Raw genomic sequence first — 19,905 nt, 5'->3', positions numbered from 1 at the left:
AGGTTTCATCATGAAAGTACAAGCTTCTGTTAAGAAAATTTGTGGTAGCTGTAAAGTTATCCGTCGTAATGGGGTTATCCGCGTAATTTGTAGCGCAGAACCTCGTCATAAGCAGCGTCAAGGTTAATCTGATTAAGACCTGTTGATTTCTGTAGGCGAATTAGGTTATTATCCGCCCCTCAAGATTTTTGTGGGGCGGTTGATTATCTACTGCCTTTTTGGAGAAAATTGAATGGCTCGTATTGCCGGTGTAAACATTCCGGATAACAAGCACGCTGTTATCTCTCTAACGTATATCTTTGGTATTGGTCGCCATACTTCAAAAGCTATCTTAGCTGCTGCTGGTATTGCTCCAACTACTAAGATCCGTGAATTAGATGACGCTCAGCTTGATGCGATTCGTGCAGAAGTTGCTAAGGTTCCGACCGAAGGTGATTTACGTCGCGAAATTTCCATGAACATTAAACGTTTAATGGATTTAGGCTGCTACCGCGGTCTTCGTCATCGTCGCAGCTTGCCTGTCCGCGGTCAACGCACCAAAACTAACGCTCGTACCCGTAAAGGTCCGCGCAAACCTATTAAGAAATAAGATTTCTGGAAGCTAAAAGATGGCTAAAGATACTCGCGCACGCAAGAAGGTCACTCGTACCGTCTCTGAAGGTGTCGCACACATTCACGCTTCTTTTAATAACACCATTGTGACTATTACCGATCGTCAAGGTAATGCACTGGCTTGGGCCACTTCAGGTGGACAAGGCTTCCGTGGATCACGTAAATCAACTCCGTTCGCTGCTCAGGTAGCTGCTGAAGTTGCTGGTAAAGCTGCTTTAGACTACGGTTTGAAAAACTTGGACGTCCTTGTAAAAGGTCCTGGTCCTGGTCGTGAATCTGCGGTTCGTGCTTTAGGTGCAGTGGGTTATAAAATTAACAGCATTACCGATGTGACGCCAATCCCGCACAACGGTTGCCGTCCACCTAAAAAACGTCGCGTGTAAGGAGAAACATTCATGGCTCGTTATATTGGTCCAAAATGCAAACTCTCTCGTCGCGAAGGGACAGACCTGCAACTTAAATCAGGCGTTAAACCGTTTGATGTTAAGACAAAAAAACATGCGAAAGTTCCTGGCCAACACGGCGGGGCTCGTGGTGGTAAACAATCTGAGTACTCACTACAATTACGTGAAAAACAAAAAGTACGTCGCATGTACGGTGTTTTAGAGCGTCAATTTAGTAACTACTATAAAGAAGCTGCTCGTGTTAAAGGCGCAACTGGTGAAAACCTGTTGAAGCTACTTGAAAGCCGTCTTGATAACGTTGTTTATCGTATGGGTTTCGGTTCTACTCGTGCAGAAGCTCGTCAGTTAGTATCTCACCGTAGCATCACTTTGAATGGCCGTCGTGTTAACATTGCGTCTATCCAAGTTAAAGCGGGTGATGTGATCGCAGTTCACGAAGGCGCTAAGCAACAATTACGTATCAAAAACGCAATTGAATTAGCTACTCAACGTGGCATGCCTTCTTGGATGGAAATTGACCATTCTAAATTAGAAGGTACGTTCAAAGCTGCACCGGATCGTTCTGATTTACCTGCTGAAATCAACGAAAGCTTGATTGTAGAATTGTATTCTAAATAATCCTTGAGGAAGCAATATGACGCGTACTGCAAATGAGTTTCTAACTCCGCAAGCGATCAAGGTCGAAGCGGCAAGCGGGACCTCGGCAAAAGTTATTCTAGAACCATTAGAGCGTGGCTTTGGTCATACTCTTGGTAATGCTTTACGTCGCATCCTTCTTTCTTCTCTACCTGGCGCAGCTGTGGTAGAAGTTGAGATTGAAGGGGTCGAGCACGAGTACAGTACTTTGGAAGGCTTGCAGCAGGACATCGTCGAGCTCTTGCTGAACCTAAAAGGATTGTCGATTAAGCTGTTCGATCAAAATGAAGCTTATTTAACATTAGAGAAACAAGGTGCAGGCGACGTAACTGCGGCTGACCTTCGTTTACCTCATAATGTTGAAGTGGTTAACCCTGAACATTTGATCGGTACTTTAAGTGCCTCAGGCTCATTGAAAATGCGTCTGAAAGTGGCTCAAGGTCGTGGCTACGAGACTTCTGATTCACGCTTCCCAGAAGGCGAAACTCGCCCAGTGGGTCGCTTGCAGTTAGATGCGTCTTACAGCCCAATCAAACGTGTTTCATATACCGTGGAAAACGCGCGTGTAGAACAACGTACTGACCTTGATAAACTGATCATTGATCTTGAAACTAACGGTACTGTAGATCCTGAAGAGGCGATCCGCAAAGCTGCAACTATTTTGCAGCAGCAAATTGCGATCTTCGTTGACCTTCAGAAAGATCAAGCACCTGTTGCTCAAGAGCCTCGTGAAGAAGTTGACCCAATCTTGCTTCGCCCAGTAGATGATCTAGAGCTAACTGTTCGTTCTGCTAACTGTTTGAAAGCAGAAAACATTTACTACATTGGTGATCTTGTACAGCGTACCGAAGTTGAGTTGCTTAAAACTCCTAACTTGGGTAAAAAATCGCTTACTGAGATCAAAGATGTTCTGGCTTCTAAAGGCTTACAACTCGGCATGCGTTTAGAGAACTGGCCACCGGCTAGTCTCCGTATGGACGATCGTTTCGCCTATCGTAGCCGTTAATTAAGTAGGACTATCACCATGCGTCATCGTAATAGTGGTGTGAAATTAGGCCGTACAAGCAGTCATCGTAAAGCGATGTTCCAAAACATGGCTAACTCTTTGTTCGAGCACGAGTTGATCAAAACAACTGTGCCTAAAGCAAAAGAGTTACGTCGTGTAGCTGAGCCTTTAATCACTTTAGCTAAAAACGATACAGTAGCAAACCGTCGTTTGGCGTTTGCTCGTACTCGTTCAGCAGCAACTGTTGGTAAATTATTTACCGTTCTTGGCCCTCGTTACAAAGAGCGTAACGGCGGTTATCTACGTGTTCTTAAAGCGGGCTTCCGTGCAGGTGATGCTGCACCGATGGCTTACGTTGAACTAGTAGATCGCGAAGTTAACTAATTTCGTGAAGAATAACGCAAGTTGTTCGAAAAGGTCGGTTGAATAAACCGGCCTTTTTTAATGCCTGTATATTTTAATTTAAAGTGATTGAGTTACAGATAACTGATCTGGCCTCAAAAGATAAAAAAATAACGCCTTTTTAATAAACTTGACATTGTGTATTGTCAATTTTGTGATTTAATAAAAATAGATAGCATCGCTTAGGTAAAAGAACAACATGGAAAAGCAGGTAGATATTTTAATTGTGGGTGCGGGAATCTCGGGGATTGGTCTGGCAGCGCATCTTTCTAAACATTGTCGACAACGCTCTTTTGAGATTATTGAACGCCGCGAAAGTATTGGTGGAACTTGGGATCTGTTTAAATATCCGGGAATCCGTTCTGATTCGGATATGTCGACTTTTGGTTTTAATTTCAAACCCTGGAAGAAAGAAAGCGTGCTTGCCGATGGCGCATCCATCAAAAATTATCTGGCTGAAGTGGTAGAAGAGTTTAAACTTCAGCCAAAAATCCATTTCCAGCATCGGGTTCTGAGTGCTAATTATGATTCTGCCACCTGCAAATGGTCAGTAGAGATTGTGGACGCACAGGGTAAGACGCAGATCTGGATCGCCAACTTTATATTGGGTTGTACCGGTTATTATAATTATGATCAGGGTTTTCAGCCGGAGTTTCCAAATCAAACTGCATTCAAAGGTGAGTTTATTCATCCGCAACATTGGCCGGAAAATTTAAACTATAAAGGCAAAAAGGTGGTCATTATTGGCAGTGGTGCGACCGCGATTACATTGGTTCCTGCGATGGTGAAAGGTGGAGCAGGGCATGTCACCATGTTGCAACGTTCCCCAACTTATATTGCTTCTGTACCCTCGGTCGATTTTATTTATTCAAAAATGCGTAAATATCTGCCCGAGGAGGTCGCTTACAAGCTGACACGTGCGCGTAATATCGGCATGCAGCGCGGGATTTATGCTTTGGCACAGAAACAGCCAAAATTATTAAAATCGCTTTTGCTTAAATCGGTGCAACTTCAGCTAAAAGGTAAAGTGGACATGAAGCACTTTACCCCGAATTATGAACCTTGGGATCAGCGTCTGTGTGTGGTGCCAGATGGGGATCTGTTTAAAATTTTACGTGAAGGGCAGGCATCAGTTGCAACGGATCAGATAGAAATATTTACCGAAACGGGAATTCAGCTGAAATCAGGTCAACATCTGGATGCTGATATTATCGTCTCTGCCACCGGTCTGAATATCCAAATTCTTGGCGGGATTCAGGCGACGATGGATGGTCAGCCTATCGATACCTCACAGCATATGTTGTATAGAGGCATCATGGTCAGTGATATACCGAATATGGCGCTGATTATTGGCTATATCAATGCCTCCTGGACGCTTAAAGTCGACATTGCAGCTGAGTATATTTGCCGTCTGCTGAACTATATGGATCAGCAAGGTTATGCGCAGGTGATTGCTCAGGGAGATCAGAGTGAATTGCTTCAGGATACCGTCATGGGTAGTCTCAGTTCAGGTTATATTGCCCGGGCTGCAGATGTGATGCCAAAACAGGGTAAACATGCCCCATGGAAAGTCAGCAATAATTATCTGGCAGACCGCAAGGAACTCAAGCAGGCTTCGTTTGAAGATGGCGTGCTGAAATTCAGGAAAAAGAGCAGTACGCTCAATCAGAAGCCGCGTCTGGTTTCTTAAAATTATATTTTTGCATACAGAAAAAGGAGTCCTGAGTGACTCCTTTTTGATACGTCGGTTTTACAGTGAACGTGCGATGAGTTCTTTCATGATTTCATTGGTACCCGCATAAATCCGGTTGGCACGGTTGTCGATATAAGCCCGGGCAATTGGATATTCCAGCATATAACCATAGCCACCATGCAGTTGCAGACATTCATCTACGACTTTGCTGTACATTTCTGAAATCTTGTATTTGGCCGCAGCAGCGGCATCTACGCCTAATTCGTGCTTGAGTTGCAGCTGCATACAGCGATCCAGATAAGTGCGGCACACATCGATCTCGGTACGTAGTTCTGCCAGTTTAAAACGGGTATTTTGAAAATGGCTGATGCTCTTGCCAAATGCCTGACGTTCCTTGGTATATTTCACTGTATGGGCAAAAGCGGCTTCAGCGCCTGCCTGACAGATAATCGCCACAATCAGGCGTTCCCAAGCCAGTTCTTTCATCAGCATCATAAAGCCCATGCCTTCCAGACCGAGCAGGTTTTCTGTGGGTACCCGAACATTGTCAAAGAACAGTTCGCAGGTATCCTGACCTTTCATGCCAATTTTATTCAGCGGCTTGCCTTTACTAAATCCGGCACGCTCTGCTTCGACCATAATCAATGAAAGATTGGCTGAACCTTTGTCATTATTGCCGGTTTTACAGACCACAATCGCCATGTCACAGAGATAGCCATTGGTAATAAAGATTTTGGAACCATTAATCACATAGTCATCGCCATCGAGTACTGCCGAGGTACGCACTGCTTGCAGGTCAGAGCCAGTTCCCGGTTCGGTCATGGCAATCGCGGTGACGACCTCTCCAGACGCCATTTTCGGTAACCATTGTTGTTTTTGAGCTTCATTACCAAAATTCAGCAGATAATTGGCAACAATATCTGAATGCAATGAAAATCCAGTCGCTGAATCTCCGGCATAGGCCTGTTCCTCAATCAAAATCATGCTATACAGCCGGTCTACGCCAGAGCCGCCATATTCTTCGGGCATGGTAGCGCAGAGCAATCCAAGCTCACCGGCTTTATTCCACAGCTCTCGATCTACATGCTGTTGACTTTCATAACGCTCGGTATGTGGAATGACTTCTTTCTCATAAAATTTACGTACCGTCTCGCGAAAAGCATCATGTTCGGTACTAAAGAGTTGGCACGGCAGCATCGGGGCAAGTGGGCGAATGGCTGCAGATTGCATCTTGTTATTCCTTATTTTGATTTGTTTGGTTTAACTTAGGTCATGCCAAGATCAGCAGCAATGAGCGGAATGTTCAAATGACTTAAATCTGCTGATGCTTTTGGTCATTTCTATGAAATCCCTCGAAATTCAGCCAGCGCTTCAGGTAAACTATTCGGGTTTATAACGAGTTGGGGAAATTCGATGACTGATGACATCAGCTTAGAAGAGCGCAAAGTGATTTATCGTGCGCGTCGTGGTCTAAAAGAACTGGATGTATATTTTGATCCCTACGTAAAAAACCATTACCTGAATGCCGAGCCTTTCGAAAAACAGATGTTTGCAGAGCTGGTTGAGCAGGAAGACCCGGATTTGCTGGACTGGTTTATGGAAGTGTCTGAGCCACCGCGTCCTGAACTGAAAGATTTTATCAAGAAGCTTAAATTTTACGTTCATGGATAATCGTTGCTTTAAGCTGAAACGCAGTCTGTGTGCATTGGCGTTTCAGCTTTTTATTTTTGCACTGCTGATGTATCTGTTGTATCAGTTATTACCGATTGCACTTTGGGCAGTGTGTGCTGTCATAGGCTTGGTGATTTATCAGCTGTTTTACCGCAAGACACCACAGATTGAGCAGTTTGAATATCTGGATGGACGCGAATGGTCATTGACCGCCAAAGCACGGCCGACCCGTCGGGTATGTATTAGTCACGTGATTGATCATCAGGCGTATATTGTGGTGTATTTCCAGCATGCCAAGGCGCGACCTTTATTGATCTGGTGTGATCAATTGCCCTTCAAACAATGGAAATCCTTAAAATTATTGACTAAATTAATTTAGTTGTAAAAAAAACGCATTTTAATGATTTAATTAAAATGCTCATAAAACAAATATTTAGACCAAATTCCTATTTTTATCGTCAGACAGAAATCAAGGTTAATCCATGACTTAGAGGAATTGTCTGACAATTTATTCCCTATGTTTTATTTTTAGCCTGTACATTTAACTCACCAACAGCAACTACGGGAGACCTTAATGGAATTTCCAGTATGGATGTTTCTGATCGTAGCGATTGTTTTAACGCTGGTGATCGGACGACTCGGGACAGTGTTGAAGGATAAATTTTCATCTTAATCAAGCAGGGTTTATTATTTTTCTGCTTGTACAGTTAATAAGTAGCATGTGCTGAACCGTCGCAATGCTACTTTTTTTTGCCCAAAATTTGGTATTCTTCTAAATACAGTCAATTGCAGCGCGGCTATTTAATGGCAAAGTGTCTCGTCTAAATTAGAGTAAATACTCTTTTATTCACAAAATGCTTCTGATATCTTTAGCAGAAAGATGGACATAATCACAATTATAGAGGACAGGAAAATGTCAGACGTCCGTAAAATATGCCAAGGTATGGCGACCATTGCAATAACAACAACAGTTTTGACGGGGTGTTCTCAGGTCATTAAAACCGGTGCCAATGTTGCACTGGGTTTCACCGAAAACCATATTGTACCGCCGATTTTAGCGATGGATGATGCTGAAATGGTGTGTAATTCAGGGAATTCTTTAACGCCGGCCATTATGGCGACCAAAGAAATGGGGGCGGATCCAACACGGGTGGCCGTGCTGATGTATTCGGCTGCCGGTATTTGTGCCGAGCAAAAAGCGCTGGAAGCCGAGTTACGCTATTTACGTGCTTCAAAAACCAATCAGGTGGCAGAAGCTCAAGATGCCCGAATCGAGCAGAAGCGCTGGGCGGCACTGGCAGCACAGCGTCAATATACCGGTTATCAACTGTTCCAGAGCCGTTATGAAAAGAAATACCAAAAAGCCCTGGGTGAAGAATGCCCACGCATGAACAGTGATATCGAGCAAACGGTTTATCTGTTGGGTATGCTCAGTGGCTTGCAGGCCATGACCAATGATATTAACTCGGGTGGTGCAGTGCATGTACCGAAAGATATTGCTGCCGTGGTCGAGCGTGGCATGGTGTGTCTGGATAACGCGAAATTCTGGGGTGCGCCGAATGCCACCCGTGCGGTGATCTGGACTTTGTTGCCAGGCGCAGGGGAAGGCAAGCCTGACCCTTACCAAACATTAAAACAATCTACACAAATTGGTGAGCAAAAAGGTGTACGTTTATCTCATGCCTTGTATGCCGTAGCGGCTCAGGCCAGTGGCGATGATGCCAAAGTTCGGGATGCCTTGAAAACCTTTGCTCAGGCCCGTACGGAGGAAAAACCGGTCAATCCGCAATTCAAGCTGATTGACAGCATGGCCGCGATTATGGTCAGTGGCATATCAGATCGTTACTGGACAGAAAATACTGGTATACGTAGTGGCGATGATGGCATGCAACGTTTCTGGGATGAATCCGACAGTTCTTCCGAGCTCGATGATCTGTTCAGTGCGGATCTGTAATGCAGATACCCTGTATGAAGCTTCAGGGATGAAGTCAAACTAGAGGGTCGGGGAGGACAACAGGCCGATGCTAGATCAACATTTTCGACGAAAAATTATTTTTCTAGCGGCTTTTGTCTCTTTCTCTGCATGTCTGCAAATTTTTCACGATCATTTCATTTACTGGCAAGAAAGTCTGCTGGGTGAATTCTGGCGACTCTGGACGGCGCACTGGGTACATGTGGGCTGGATCCATTATTTTCTGAATATTCTCGCCTTTATCTGTTTACCTTTTATTTTTCCACGCGCCACGGTCTGGCATTTCTGTGCCATTTTGCTGATTTTGCCGCCGTTGATCAGTTTAAGTTTTTATTTTTTCTTGCCCAATATTGAAGCTTATGCGGGTCTGTCGGGCGTGCTGCATGGTGCCTATGTCGCCGTAGCCTGTGTACATTTGCTGTATAAGCGGGAACGCGGCTTTGCGGCGTTAGTGTTATTTTTGATCTTTGCCAAACTGGTCTGGGAAAACACCATTGGCAATGTCGGGACGGCGCAGCTGATTGGCAGTCCGGTTTTGGTTGAGGCACATTTACTTGGGGTGATTTGGGGCGTGATTCTGGCGCTGATCTATATTGTGAGCAATTATTTTCGGGATAATTAAAGTGCAGAGATAAATAATTTACTTGGCAGAAAATACAAAAAGAAAATATAAATTGTCATTTTTATTGTGCCAATTTTCATGCAAAGTCAAAACATAGAATAAAGATCCTGACCTTTGAAAAGGAATTTTCGGGGCAGAAGGGAAGATCAGCGTCCTAGACCAAGCATCAGGCCGCTAAAATAAAAATAGGAATACACATGCAAAATGATGATCAAAACAGATCAGGATTAGGTCTGTTGCGTTATATATGGACAGAGTGGATCTCGACCTTCGTCGTGCTGGTTTTACTTTTGCTCACTTTAATTATTGGCACCGGGGAAATGATTCACGGCCAGTTGCTGCGTATGGGTGAGCGTATTTACGGTGATCCGGCAACAGGAATGCAATATTCATTTTTAAGGGCTGAACCGACGCGCCCACAATGTGAACGCAATATCAATGTCGATCAGCGTGTTCAGCAGCAGATGAAAGCCGATGCAGCCGATGAATACGCCGATTTCTTCGGAGTGCGTTCGGAAGCGGATGTCCGTGCTGCGGTGTTACAGGCACAGCAGGTCTGTGAAGAATCCTACCTGTTTTATGATAAAGCCATTCAACATGTGCAAGCACATCCAAGTATTCGGGCTTATCGGACCTTTGAAACTTCTTTCTTTGGCATCTTCAAGTTTGGTACGGAAAACCGGGCTTTGCTTCTGGTCATCATGGTGGTCTTTGCTGCGATCAGTGCCACTCTAAAAACCCATCATATTGGCTTGCGTAGCCCGAGCACGCGTATCGACTTTAAAGTTTATTCGGTCGCCATGCTGGTCGCTAATGCTTTCCTGGCATTTTCATCCTATAGCCAATATCAGTCCGTATTGAACTCGGGCGTGCCGATGGGGGAGATGAAATACATCTACTGGTTGTGGATGATTCTGTTCAGCGCACTCACCCTGATCAGCTTGTATCAGGTGATCAAACAACCAAAACCAACACGTGAGGGTGGCAGTTTTGGTCTGGCCTTTCTGAGTGTACCGCTATATGCCTATATGGCCATTACTACCGGGATAAACTTCACTTTCTTTATGGACTATCCAATGGGACAGGGGATTTACCTCGGTCAATTGGTGGAGTTTTCTAGTATCTTTCTGAACTTGGCCTTGTTTATCTGGGCCGGTATGTTGCTGAAACAGACCCGTGTCGTGGACATGTTTCTGAATATTCTGCGTCCATGGAATCTGGCCCCTGAAACCCTGACTTGGTTAATCTTGCTGGCAGCTGCATTACCGACCGCCTATACCGGAGCATCAGGGATTTTCGTAATTGCCGCAGGTGCGATTATTTATAAGGAAGTCTGGAATGCGGGTGGACGCCGTCAGTTTGCACTGGCCGCCACTGCAATGTCCGGTTCACTGGGCGTAGTCTTACGTCCTTGCTTGCTGATTGTCGTGGTGGCATCACTGAATAAAGAAGTGACCACCGACTTGCTCTATCACTACGGGATTTATGTCTTCCTGCTCAGCTCGACTTTATTCCTGGTAATTTCCCTGTTCTTTGCAGAAAATAAATTCCGCATTGCCGCACCTACTGTGGCCGCTCCTCAATCCAGTCGTGCCTTTATTGCGATTATTCCTTATATCGTGATTTTTATTCTGATCTGGTTATTCTATAAATATGCCTTGTCGACTGACCTAAATGAATTTACCGCACCGGTAATGATGCCTGTGATTCTGCTGATGATTGTCTTGTTCGACAAGTTACGCCATGAACCTGCGCCGTTGCCGGCAGTGGGGCATTGGGATGAAACCTTGACCGCAACTTTAAACTCAAGATCTACACCAGAACTGGCGACAGCCGGTGCCGCAGCCAATGCAGAATATCGTGAGGCTGAACATAGCGAACAACCAGGCAAAGAACTGGCTGTTGATCATGCTGTGCAGCGTTCGAAAGCGACAGAAATTCTGCGTCATGTCGGTTTCTGGAAGTCTATGCATATTTCGACCAGTGAGACCGTGGGGCATATTGGTGCCTTGGTCATTCTGATGGCACTCTCGGTGAGTGTGGGTGGTTTGCTGGAACGTATTGAAATTATGGAAGCCTTCCCGACCGATATTAGTAGTACCATTCTGGTGATTTCACTGATTGTCGGCTTGATGATTTTTGTCGGGATGATCATGGATCCATTTGGCGCGGTCATTCTGATTTCCGCGACCGTTGCGCCAGTGGCCTATCAATACGGCATTCATCCGGTACATTTCTGGATGATTACCCTGATAGGTTTTGAGCTGGGTTATGTGACGCCACCGGTTGCGCTAAATCATCTGCTGGCCAGACAGTCGATTGGCGATGCCGAAGTGGCCGAGGCGGATGCAGAAGTACGACACTTGTCTTTCTACTACCGTTATGAACGCTGGATTTTGCCGATGATAGTATTGCTGCCTGCGATGCTGATCATTGCCTATGTGCCTTATATGTTTAAGCTGTTCGGCTGGTATCAATAAAAGAAAAGCAATAAAAAAGCACTTTCGGGTGCTTTTTTATTTATTTGATTTAAATTCGTTAATCAAATTTTGGATGAATTCAGGCGCTTTTGTAGGATCGGGCTACACAATAGAATCGCACAGAAAATCAGCCCCAGCCCAATCACGCTATAGAGGTCCGGAACTTCCTGCCAGAACAGAAAGCCCCACATGCCGGCAAAGAAAATCGCCACATAGTTGACCGGCCCAATCTGTCCTGCCGGAGCCAGCTTGTAAGCATTGGACATAAACAGTTGACTGAAATTGGCCAGTATACCGGCAGTAATCAGATAGCTGAGTTCTGTCAAGGTATAAGGTCGCCATAGCCAGAACATCGGAATCACTGAAATCAGGGTGCCAATAAAGCAGAAATAAAATACGATTTTTTCCGGAGACTCGGTTTTGGTCAGCGCCCATACCGTGACAAAGGCCATCGCTGCCAGAAAGCTGGCACTCAAGCCAATGACCGACATCAGGTTAATTAGACCCGAATCTGGTTTGGCGACACAGAGTACGTCGATGAAACCAATCAGAGCTGCGGCTAACATGCTTGTGGTGATTTTTTCCTTGAGAAATAGCCAGGCAATCAAAGGAATAAAAATCGGGGAAGAGTAGGTGAAGACCATGGCATTGGAGAGTTTTAAATGAGCAATGGCATAGAAAAAGCCGTACATGGCAGTCAGGCCGACCACTGCGCGCCAAGTGTGCATCCATAGTTTTTCAGTTTTGAAAAAACCAATGCCTTTATTGAAAATGAAAGGCAGGAAAATAAACAGCCCAACAAAATTGCGAAAGAAGACCACGGTAGCATTATCAACCGTTGCCGAGGCATAACGGATACAGACGCCCATGACTGAAAAGAGAAAAGCAGAGCAGGTCAGTAACAGAATGGCTTTAAGCAGATGCGGAGCGGCTGGGACAGACATGGAAACAACTGAGCTAGAAGATCTGACGATATTCTAGCTGAAATGCTGTCGAGATTTACTGGCTTTGAGCAAGTTGTGCTTCAAGTAACTTGATCTGTTCCTCTTTCAGTTGGATCAACTGGTCGGCATCGCTATGCTGCGCATCCAGTGTGGCTTTTTGTTCATTGAGCTGAACTTGGATGTCATCTAATTTAGCCACTTCTTCTTTGGCCAAACTGGCATTCTCCGGCACTGGTGCATCTAACAGCTGATTTGATACCAGTGCTTTAGCTTCGATCGTCTCAGGTGCTTTCGCTGCCGCCGTATCTTCTTCAGTTTTCGCCGCAGGTTTTGCTGCCGGAACAGCCGCGATATCTTCCTGATGTATGCGTTCCGCTTCACCGGAAGAGGCATTCAACCACTGATATAGCAATACCAATGCAACGACAGTAACTAAAGCCCCCATAATTCCCATTAAAAGTTTGGGGTTATTTCTTTGTTCTACTGACATAGCTTGAACCTTGATTTTTATTTTACTGAACGAGGTTTAAACTGAATCACGCCAACTTCATCTGGAACAGCTGGTGTTTCTGGTTGATCAACATGTGTGGGACGATTTTCTTCATAACCACATTCAATACATTCGATCCATTCATCTTCACCAGAGGTCAGCATGACGACGCGATCTAACGCCTGACATTTTGGACATTTTGCGCCTGCAATGAAACGACGTTTAATGGTCATCATACTCACCTTGTGATCAACTTAAAAAGCTAGTTTAAGCGTTTTTAGAGGGGTTCGTCCAACCTTGATGACGCAGCAACGCATCTATTTTTGGCTCGCGTCCGCGGAAATTGATAAATGCGTCAAGTGCTGTGTCTTTTCCGCCAACTGCGAGGATATTTTCCCGAAACTGCTTTCCGGTAGTGGTATTAAAAATACCTTCATCTTCAAAGCGGTCGAAGGCATCACTGGCCAAAACTTCGGCCCATTTATAGGAATAATATCCTGCTGCATAACCACCGGCAAAAATGTGACTGAAGCTGTGCTGGAAACGGTTATAGTCGGTGGTCGGTAGGACCGCATACTTTTCACGGATCTCATTCAGAGTAGCCTGAACCTGTGTTGCATTTAAAGCCGGATTGGCTCGGTGAATACTCAGGTCAAACAGGGCAAATTCAAGCTGACGCAGGGTTTGCATGCCAGACTGGAAGAAACGTGCATCCAGCAGGGCTTTCAGCAACTCTGCCGGCAAGGATTCTTGAGTTTCAATGTGCTCGCTGAGCAGATCCAGACTTTCCTGATCCCAGGCCCAGAATTCCATAAACTGGCTTGGCAGTTCGACCGCATCCCAAGCCACGCCATGGGTACCTGCTACCGCAATATTGTCCACTTCTGTCAGCATATGATGCAGGCCATGACCAAATTCATGGAACAAGGTGATGACTTCATCATGGGTCAAGAGTGCAGGGCGATTGCCGACGGGTGGAGTAAAGTTACCGACCATATAACAAATCGGTTTTTGCAAGCCATCACTGGTCTGCATACGAGAACGGAAACCGCTCATCCATGCACCGCCACGTTTGCCTTGACGTGCATACAGATCAAAATAGAAACCGCCAATCACCTGACCCTGATCTTCCAGTTCAAAATAACGTGCATCCGGATGCCATACAGGCGCTTCACGTTCAATCACCTGAATGCCATACAGACGATTCACAATACTGAACAGACCTTGCAGGATTTTCGGTGCAGGAAAGTAAGGTTTCAGCGCTTCCTGTGACAGGTTAAATTGCTGCATTTTCAGCTTTTCAGAATAATAGCCGCTGTCCCAAGGTTGCAGATCACGGATGCCATCTTCAGCAGCAATCGCTTTCAGTTCAGCAATTTCTTGCTCTGCCGGTGCGCGGGCATGTTCTGCCAGTTCATGCAAGAATTCATCTACTGCCTCTACACTTGGTGCCATTTTGCTGGCTAAGGACAATTCCGCATAATTATTAAAGCCAAGCAGTTTTGCCATTTCCAGACGCAGACTGAGAATTTCTTCGATCAATGCAGTATTGTCAAACTCGCTCTGTTCAGCCTGATCTGACGCACGCGTGGTGTAAGCTTTATAGAGTTCTTCACGCAGAGGACGATTTTCTGAATGGGTCATGATCGCCAGATAAGACGGGAAATCCAGCGTAGCCACCGGTTGATCCAGTTCACGTTGCTGACCATATTGTTTTAACAGCTCAATATTACTGGTAGATAGACCCGCTAACTCCTCTTCATTTAGCGGTCTGAAATAGGCCTGAGTCGCATCCAGTACATGGTTGGAGAAGTCGGATGATAATTGGGACAGACGAGCCGAAATTTCCGCATAACGTTTTTTCGCTTCACCCTCTAATGCCACCCCAGACAGTTTGAAATCACGTAAGGCCAGTTTAATGGCGCTTCGCTGCGCTGCCGGCAGTTCATTATAAATCGACGCATCATAAATATGCTGATAGGTCTGATAGAGCGCCGTATGTTGACCCAGTTGCGTATAGTATTCGCTAAGACCCGGTAAGAGTGCTTGATAGACATCACGGGTTTTGGCATTGTTCATCACGGCATTTAAATGTGACAGGATGCCCCAAGACTCACTCATATTGTTTTCAAGTGTGTCGACATGTTCAAGAGTAGCCAGCTGCTCCTGTACTGAAGTAGGTGTTTCGGTAAGTTCATTCAGGAACTTTTGCCCTTCAGCGATACAGCTTTCAATTTTTTGTTTTAGCTCAGCCAGCGTAATCTGATCAAATTGCGGAACAGGCAAAGTTGCCTTTTCTAAAGTCATGTCGGTCTGCCAAATTAATTTTCAGTGTTAGTTCTAGAAGTAAGGCTTCTTGATCGAGAAATCAAGCTTGACCGGTGATTTATTCTGAAGCAGGAGGTATCGAGATTTATTCAATCTCGTTCACAATGATGTCCAAGCTACTTTTACTAATGTTGAGTTATAGTTCAACTGATTGGTGTTGCTCGCTGAAACTCCGAAACAGATAGTTTAAGAATAGGCAGAATTCCATAGTCTGTTTCAAAGAAATAGGAAATATGTCTTTGCAGATCTTTGAATTTCACTGCTTGAGTGTAGATCAAAATAGGAGGCAGTTTTCCTGTCAGTTTTGTTTAGAAATAGGGAAGGTACCTGATCAGACTGATCTAAGTTGATGATTCGATGCGGTAAGTATTTTTACTCTAATCGTATTTATTCTGGATAAGGTTTAAAAGAAAAAAGAGCGCCGTAGCGCTCTTTTTAAACCATCAAAAATTATTCAGTCTTGGCTTTTGCATTCGACTTTTTCTTTTTGACCTTGGCCTTTTTCTTTACTTTATCTTTAACCTTTGCTTCAGACTTTCCTGCAGATGGTTTAGCAGACTTTTTACTGTAAGAGCTGGGTTTTCCTTTTCCTTTTTTGCGTCGTATGGGCTGTTCTCCATCGGTGCTCAGGTTGGATTTAGATTCACGTTCATTGTTGCCGAACACTTCTTCGGTTGCTGCTGGACGTGATACTGGTTTTTTCTCGCTCACGCGCGGTGCACGGGCACGAACTGCACGGCCGGCATGACTGAGTTGTTGCACCAGTTCAAAGTCGATCTTGCGTTCTTCCAGATTGACACCGGCAACCTTGATTTTGACTTCATCGCCCAGACCAAAGACCTGACCACGGTTCTGGCCGATCAGATTCTGGCTGCTTTGATCAAAGACAAAGAAGTCATCCCCTAGCTGGCTGACATGCACCATACCATCGACATACAGATCTTTTAACGTGACAAACAGGCCAAATTCTGCCGTTGCACTAATAATGCCGACAAATTCTTCGCCCAGATGCTGCTGCATATAATGACATTTCAACCAGGTCGTCACCGAGCGCGACGCTTCATCTGCACGACGTTCTGTGGCAGAGAAATGGTCACCAGCTTCATCTAAAGCACCGCCTGAAAGCGGAGATGGCTTGTTATTTAAATGTGCTTTGATTGCACGATGCAATAACAAATCCGGATAACGGCGAATTGGTGAAGTGAAATGTGTATAGGCTTCATAAGCCAGACCATAATGGCCTGCATTACTCGCACCATAGTAAGCCTGCATCATGGAGCGTAATAACACGGCATGAATACTTGGTGCATCAATCCGTTCTTTGGTCGCTTCAATCACCGCCTGATAATCTTTCTGAGTCGGCTGTTCCGGGAAATTCAAACCCAGCAGCTTGACGAAGTCACGGACTTTCTGGATACGTGAGAACTCTGGTGGCTCATGCACACGGTACAACATTGGCATTTCATTTTTCAATGCATATTCTGCGGCTGCCACGTTGGCCAGCAACATACACTCTTCAATCAGCTTATGCGCATCATTACGGCTGCGTGGAAGAATTTCTTTAATTCCGCCCAGTTCGTCGAAGGTCATGTAAGTTTCAACAGTTTCAAATTCCATGGCATGGCGTTCAGCACGTAAACTTTTAAGAACTTGATAAAGTTGGAACAGGGTGTTGATCGACTTGCGAACTTCGCGATCTTCGGTAATCGCCTGGCTGTCACCTTCCAGATACTGTGCGACCTGATCATAGGTCAAACGTGCCTTGGAATGCATGACAGACGGATAGAACTCAAAACCGGTGACTCGGCCAGCACGTGACAGTTTTAAATCACAGACCATACATAGGCGGTCAACGTTCGGATTTAACGAACACAGGCCATTCGACAATGCTTCAGGCAGCATCGGTAAAACGAAGTGCGGGAAGTAGACTGACGTCCCGCGTTCCTGCGCTTCATCATCTAGCGGTTTGCCTGGACGTACATAATGGCTGACATCGGCAATGGCCACGACCACACGATAGCCACCACCCGGACGTTTTTCGGCATAAACGGCATCATCAAAGTCACGTGCATCTTCACCATCAATGGTGACCAAGGCTAAATCACGTAGATCCACACGACCTTCACGGTCTTTGGCCGTTGGCTCTTTAAAGCTTTCGGCTTCTTTAACCACTTCTTCCGGGAATTCATACGGCAAACCATATTCTAAAATGGTTTGTGGAATAATGATTTCAGTATCGGCCTTGTCTGCCATGGACTGCACAATATGTCCAGTCGCGAATTCTTCACGGGTCGGATAGGTATCAATCGCCACACGAATAGAGTCACCCAGATTAGCCTGGGCATGTTCGATCAGTTCTTTTTCAAGGGTGATTGGCTGATGCGCATTTGGGTTGGCTGGCTGGATAAAGTATTCACCATCATATTCTGACACTTTACCAATGATCTGTTTGACACGATGCTGCACAACTTCAGTAATATAGCCCCAGGCTTTACCTTTACGGTCTACCGAAGTCTGACGCACTTTAACGCGGTCACCATTAAAGACCAGGCGCAGTTCACGCTCAGCCAATAATAGGTCGTCCTGGCCGGAAATGTTGGCAGTTCCCATCCCTCGGGAATTGATATAAACCGTCGCTTCGGATTCAGGTTGCTCGACGGCAATCTGAAACTTGTAGCCATCTTTCATCAGTTGCCCGTCACGCACCATCGCAATTAAACGATGGCTCAGGGCATCAATACTTTTTTGATCAGCAATTTCAAAATGTTCGACCAGGTCTGCATGGGACTGGGCATTGTTCTTTTCGATAGTTTCTAAAATCAGCGTGCGGCTAGGGATAGGGTTGTCATAACGTTCGGCTTCAGCTTTTGCTTCAGGATCGACCCAGTTTTTCATCATGTCTTTAAATTTATCTTAGGAGATTGGTTTAGCATAAAACATGTATGCGCAGACTGCACGTAAATGATTGCAATAATCCATTTAAGTTTTCAATTTTCTGTTAATTTTCGATAACTGGAAATTTATGCAGTTTTTTCGCTATCAAAATGCACGAAAAATCGAGGAATTGCTTAAAAAGTATTTAAACGAGCAAAAATATGCACTTTTTTTTGATGCTGCGCTTGCAGTGCCATGCCGAAATTTGTATTATGGCCGCACGTTACGGTGAGATGGGTGAGTGGCTGAAACCACGTCCCTGCTAAGGACGCATACGGGTAACTGTATCGAGGGTTCGAATCCCTCTCTCACCGCCACGCTTATTTACATCGCGCGCTCATAGCTCAGCTGGATAGAGCACTTGGCTACGAACTAAGGGGTCGGGAGTTCGAATCTCTCTGAGCGCACCAAGTAAGTTAAGCAGAAAAATGTATCGCCAACCTAGGCACACAAGTTACGCGCTCATAGCTCAGCTGGATAGAGCACTTGGCTACGAACTAAGGGGTCGGGAGTTCGAATCTCTCTGAGCGCACCAACTTGAACAATCAACCGCACATGTTGCGGTTTTTTTGTGCCTAAAATTTACAGAAACACCAGACATCACGTGCTAAAAATAAGTCTCAGGCGATTTAATAAAAATAAAGGCAGTCGTGATGAGAAAAATCATTGTCCAGGAATTTTTGACCCTAGATGGCGTGATGCAGGGGCCCGGAGGCCCGAAAGAAGATCTATCTGGTGGTTTTCAATATGGTGGCTGGGTGGCGCCGTATTTTAATGCGGAACCTGATCCGGCATTTGATGCCATCATGCAAAACTGGATGCAGCCCTCCGATATTCTTTTAGGAAAAAATACTTTTCAGATTTTTGAATCTTACTGGCCCACACATGCTGAAGACTGGCCGGGAATTAATGATGTCAATAAATATGTTCTTTCTACCAGTCTGGAGCACTCGGACTGGCAAAATACGATCTTTCTAAAAAGTATTGATGAGATCATTAACCTGAAGGCTTCAGGGGAGGGGAATATTCGTGTATATGGTAGTGCTGCAGTGGTACAGGCGCTTTTCAAATATGAGCTTGTGGACGAACTTCGTCTGCTGACTTTTCCAATTATACTGGGTGTTGGCAAACGCCTGTTTAGTCATGAATCAATACCTGCCGCTTTTCAGTTGATAGATCATCTGGCCAGCTCAAATGGTATTGTGTTTACGCATTATCAACGGGCAGGAGAAGTAAAAACCGGCACAATAGGCGAGTGATAACGCGTACAAGTGACGGTCGTTTTATATTTGAATTCTATTCTGGCTGAATACCTGCTTGTGAATACTTAAGGCTGCCTCATTGCATGGTGCTGGAATTTTTTGGAAAATCTGGCTTCTTGGTTGAATTAATTAAGTGCTTTTAGCTCTAAATCCGTAGAAGTTTTCAGCAGAAAACTATAAATATTGCTGCATCGTTTAATTACTGTACATTCAGTTGTGATTTTATTAAAAAACACTTAACAAGACTGAAAAAGCTCGTATAATGCACCCCATCAAGACGTCGCGCTCATAGCTCAGCTGGATAGAGCACTTGGCTACGAACTAAGGGGTCGGGAGTTCGAATCTCTCTGAGCGCACCAATTTTGATAAGAATTCTGAAAAAACCGCACGTTGATGCGGTTTTTTTACGTCTGTGATTTTTAACTATTTTTCATACAAAAAACCAATAA

At 45.0% G+C, this 19,905-nt stretch carries 19 protein-coding genes and 4 tRNA genes; 17 read left to right on the top strand and 6 right to left on the bottom strand.

Going from position 1 to position 19,905, the window contains the following annotated elements:
• Positions 1 to 10 precede the first annotated feature (10 nt).
• The 7 genes from rpmJ (at position 11) to J7649_RS08295 (ending at position 4,750) form a co-directional block, all read left to right on the top strand.
• Positions 11 to 127: a 50S ribosomal protein L36 gene (gene rpmJ, locus J7649_RS08325; protein ID WP_000867907.1), complete on the top strand. Its 117-nt coding sequence runs from the start codon at positions 11 to 13 to the stop codon at positions 125 to 127.
• Positions 128 to 232: 105 nt separating this feature from the next.
• On the top strand, positions 233 to 589 hold the full coding sequence (rpsM, locus tag J7649_RS08320) for a 30S ribosomal protein S13 (protein ID WP_004281492.1): 357 nt from the start codon (positions 233 to 235) through the stop codon (positions 587 to 589).
• Positions 590 to 608: 19 nt separating this feature from the next.
• Positions 609 to 995, top strand: coding sequence for a 30S ribosomal protein S11 (gene rpsK, locus J7649_RS08315; protein ID WP_004281491.1), 387 nt, complete (start codon positions 609 to 611; stop codon positions 993 to 995).
• 12 nt (positions 996 to 1,007) lie between these two features.
• Positions 1,008 to 1,634, top strand: coding sequence for a 30S ribosomal protein S4 (rpsD, locus tag J7649_RS08310; protein WP_004281490.1), 627 nt, complete (start codon positions 1,008 to 1,010; stop codon positions 1,632 to 1,634).
• A 16-nt stretch (positions 1,635 to 1,650) separates the two neighbouring features.
• On the top strand, positions 1,651 to 2,658 hold the full coding sequence (locus J7649_RS08305) for a DNA-directed RNA polymerase subunit alpha (protein WP_004281489.1): 1,008 nt from the start codon (positions 1,651 to 1,653) through the stop codon (positions 2,656 to 2,658).
• Positions 2,659 to 2,676: 18 nt separating this feature from the next.
• Positions 2,677 to 3,042 (top strand): 50S ribosomal protein L17, encoded by a 366-nt coding sequence (gene rplQ, locus J7649_RS08300; protein ID WP_004281488.1) that lies wholly within the window; start codon positions 2,677 to 2,679, stop codon positions 3,040 to 3,042.
• Positions 3,043 to 3,259: 217 nt separating this feature from the next.
• On the top strand, positions 3,260 to 4,750 hold the full coding sequence (locus J7649_RS08295) for a flavin-containing monooxygenase (protein ID WP_219307371.1): 1,491 nt from the start codon (positions 3,260 to 3,262) through the stop codon (positions 4,748 to 4,750).
• Between the two features lie 60 nt (positions 4,751 to 4,810).
• Here the strand turns inward: J7649_RS08295 and J7649_RS08290 are convergent, their stop codons facing one another.
• Complete coding sequence (locus tag J7649_RS08290) at positions 4,811 to 5,983, bottom strand: acyl-CoA dehydrogenase family protein (protein WP_219307369.1); 1,173 nt, start codon at positions 5,981 to 5,983, stop codon at positions 4,811 to 4,813.
• 183 nt (positions 5,984 to 6,166) lie between these two features.
• On the opposite strand from J7649_RS08290, the gene J7649_RS08285 reads away from it, so the two are divergent.
• The 5 genes from J7649_RS08285 (at position 6,167) to J7649_RS08265 (ending at position 11,498) form a co-directional block, all read left to right on the top strand.
• Positions 6,167 to 6,424, top strand: coding sequence for an FAD assembly factor SdhE (locus J7649_RS08285; RefSeq protein ID WP_004281484.1), 258 nt, complete (start codon positions 6,167 to 6,169; stop codon positions 6,422 to 6,424).
• A complete protein-coding gene (locus J7649_RS08280; RefSeq protein WP_148334990.1) occupies positions 6,417 to 6,803 on the top strand; it encodes a hypothetical protein in 387 nt (128 codons plus the stop codon). The genes J7649_RS08285 and J7649_RS08280 overlap by 8 nt, the downstream gene beginning before the upstream one ends.
• Positions 6,804 to 7,337: 534 nt before the next feature.
• Positions 7,338 to 8,378: a hypothetical protein gene (locus J7649_RS08275; RefSeq protein ID WP_004281480.1), complete on the top strand. Its 1,041-nt coding sequence runs from the start codon at positions 7,338 to 7,340 to the stop codon at positions 8,376 to 8,378.
• A gap of 67 nt (positions 8,379 to 8,445) precedes the next feature.
• On the top strand, positions 8,446 to 9,018 hold the full coding sequence (gene rrtA, locus J7649_RS08270; protein WP_219307367.1) for a rhombosortase: 573 nt from the start codon (positions 8,446 to 8,448) through the stop codon (positions 9,016 to 9,018).
• A gap of 197 nt (positions 9,019 to 9,215) precedes the next feature.
• Positions 9,216 to 11,498: a TRAP transporter large permease subunit gene (locus J7649_RS08265; protein ID WP_219307365.1), complete on the top strand. Its 2,283-nt coding sequence runs from the start codon at positions 9,216 to 9,218 to the stop codon at positions 11,496 to 11,498.
• A gap of 62 nt (positions 11,499 to 11,560) precedes the next feature.
• Here J7649_RS08265 and J7649_RS08260 read toward each other — a convergent pair whose 3' ends face one another.
• From J7649_RS08260 to rnr, 5 genes are all read right to left on the bottom strand, one after another.
• The gene (locus J7649_RS08260; RefSeq protein WP_219307363.1) at positions 11,561 to 12,442 is read right to left on the bottom strand and encodes a DMT family transporter; all 882 of its coding nucleotides are present in this window, start codon (positions 12,440 to 12,442) and stop codon (positions 11,561 to 11,563) included.
• Between the two features lie 55 nt (positions 12,443 to 12,497).
• Entirely contained in the window at positions 12,498 to 12,932 is a 435-nt protein-coding gene (locus J7649_RS08255; RefSeq protein WP_005101172.1) for a restriction endonuclease subunit S domain-containing protein, read from the bottom strand.
• Between the two features lie 17 nt (positions 12,933 to 12,949).
• Positions 12,950 to 13,159 (bottom strand): YheV family putative zinc ribbon protein, encoded by a 210-nt coding sequence (locus J7649_RS08250; RefSeq protein ID WP_171054337.1) that lies wholly within the window; start codon positions 13,157 to 13,159, stop codon positions 12,950 to 12,952.
• Between the two features lie 40 nt (positions 13,160 to 13,199).
• On the bottom strand, positions 13,200 to 15,254 hold the full coding sequence (locus J7649_RS08245) for a M3 family metallopeptidase (RefSeq protein ID WP_219310081.1): 2,055 nt from the start codon (positions 15,252 to 15,254) through the stop codon (positions 13,200 to 13,202).
• A gap of 456 nt (positions 15,255 to 15,710) precedes the next feature.
• Positions 15,711 to 18,158 carry a ribonuclease R gene (rnr, locus tag J7649_RS08240; RefSeq protein ID WP_219307361.1) on the bottom strand — a complete coding sequence of 816 codons (2,448 nt, stop codon included), beginning with the start codon at positions 18,156 to 18,158 and terminating at the stop codon, positions 15,711 to 15,713.
• 263 nt (positions 18,159 to 18,421) lie between these two features.
• Between rnr and J7649_RS08235 the strand changes: the two genes are divergently transcribed.
• The 5 genes from J7649_RS08235 (at position 18,422) to J7649_RS08215 (ending at position 19,815) form a co-directional block, all read left to right on the top strand.
• Positions 18,422 to 18,511, top strand: a tRNA-Ser gene (locus J7649_RS08235).
• Positions 18,512 to 18,527: 16 nt separating this feature from the next.
• A tRNA-Arg gene (locus tag J7649_RS08230) sits at positions 18,528 to 18,604 on the top strand.
• Positions 18,605 to 18,652: 48 nt separating this feature from the next.
• Positions 18,653 to 18,729: transfer RNA gene (locus tag J7649_RS08225), tRNA-Arg, on the top strand.
• A 118-nt stretch (positions 18,730 to 18,847) separates the two neighbouring features.
• On the top strand, positions 18,848 to 19,453 hold the full coding sequence (locus J7649_RS08220) for a dihydrofolate reductase family protein (protein ID WP_219307358.1): 606 nt from the start codon (positions 18,848 to 18,850) through the stop codon (positions 19,451 to 19,453).
• 285 nt (positions 19,454 to 19,738) lie between these two features.
• Positions 19,739 to 19,815: transfer RNA gene (locus J7649_RS08215), tRNA-Arg, on the top strand.
• Positions 19,816 to 19,905: the final 90 nt, after the last annotated feature.

Origin of the sequence: Acinetobacter lwoffii, assembly GCF_019343495.1 — a bacterium.
GTDB lineage: Bacteria > Pseudomonadota > Gammaproteobacteria > Pseudomonadales > Moraxellaceae > Acinetobacter > Acinetobacter lwoffii_P.
Note: the sequence above shows the minus strand (reverse complement) of the source record. Positions and strands in the feature narration are given on the sequence as shown.

What these genes read in the sequence shown, in the direction of transcription:
- rpsD (WP_004281490.1), top strand. Translation starts at nt 1,008, where the DNA reads ATGGCTCGTTATATTGGTCCAAAATGCAAACTCTCTCGTCGCGAAGGG.
- J7649_RS08305 (WP_004281489.1), top strand. Translation starts at nt 1,651, where the DNA reads ATGACGCGTACTGCAAATGAGTTTCTAACTCCGCAAGCGATCAAGGTC.
- rnr (WP_219307361.1), bottom strand. Translation starts at nt 18,158, where the DNA reads ATGATGAAAAACTGGGTCGATCCTGAAGCAAAAGCTGAAGCCGAACGT.
- J7649_RS08275 (WP_004281480.1), top strand. Translation starts at nt 7,338, where the DNA reads ATGTCAGACGTCCGTAAAATATGCCAAGGTATGGCGACCATTGCAATA.
- J7649_RS08295 (WP_219307371.1), top strand. Translation starts at nt 3,260, where the DNA reads ATGGAAAAGCAGGTAGATATTTTAATTGTGGGTGCGGGAATCTCGGGG.
- rpsM (WP_004281492.1), top strand. Translation starts at nt 233, where the DNA reads ATGGCTCGTATTGCCGGTGTAAACATTCCGGATAACAAGCACGCTGTT.
- rplQ (WP_004281488.1), top strand. Translation starts at nt 2,677, where the DNA reads ATGCGTCATCGTAATAGTGGTGTGAAATTAGGCCGTACAAGCAGTCAT.
- rrtA (WP_219307367.1), top strand. Translation starts at nt 8,446, where the DNA reads ATGCTAGATCAACATTTTCGACGAAAAATTATTTTTCTAGCGGCTTTT.
- J7649_RS08220 (WP_219307358.1), top strand. Translation starts at nt 18,848, where the DNA reads ATGAGAAAAATCATTGTCCAGGAATTTTTGACCCTAGATGGCGTGATG.
- J7649_RS08280 (WP_148334990.1), top strand. Translation starts at nt 6,417, where the DNA reads ATGGATAATCGTTGCTTTAAGCTGAAACGCAGTCTGTGTGCATTGGCG.
- rpsK (WP_004281491.1), top strand. Translation starts at nt 609, where the DNA reads ATGGCTAAAGATACTCGCGCACGCAAGAAGGTCACTCGTACCGTCTCT.
- J7649_RS08265 (WP_219307365.1), top strand. Translation starts at nt 9,216, where the DNA reads ATGCAAAATGATGATCAAAACAGATCAGGATTAGGTCTGTTGCGTTAT.
- J7649_RS08260 (WP_219307363.1), bottom strand. Translation starts at nt 12,442, where the DNA reads ATGTCTGTCCCAGCCGCTCCGCATCTGCTTAAAGCCATTCTGTTACTG.
- rpmJ (WP_000867907.1), top strand. Translation starts at nt 11, where the DNA reads ATGAAAGTACAAGCTTCTGTTAAGAAAATTTGTGGTAGCTGTAAAGTT.
- J7649_RS08255 (WP_005101172.1), bottom strand. Translation starts at nt 12,932, where the DNA reads ATGTCAGTAGAACAAAGAAATAACCCCAAACTTTTAATGGGAATTATG.
- J7649_RS08285 (WP_004281484.1), top strand. Translation starts at nt 6,167, where the DNA reads ATGACTGATGACATCAGCTTAGAAGAGCGCAAAGTGATTTATCGTGCG.
- J7649_RS08290 (WP_219307369.1), bottom strand. Translation starts at nt 5,983, where the DNA reads ATGCAATCTGCAGCCATTCGCCCACTTGCCCCGATGCTGCCGTGCCAA.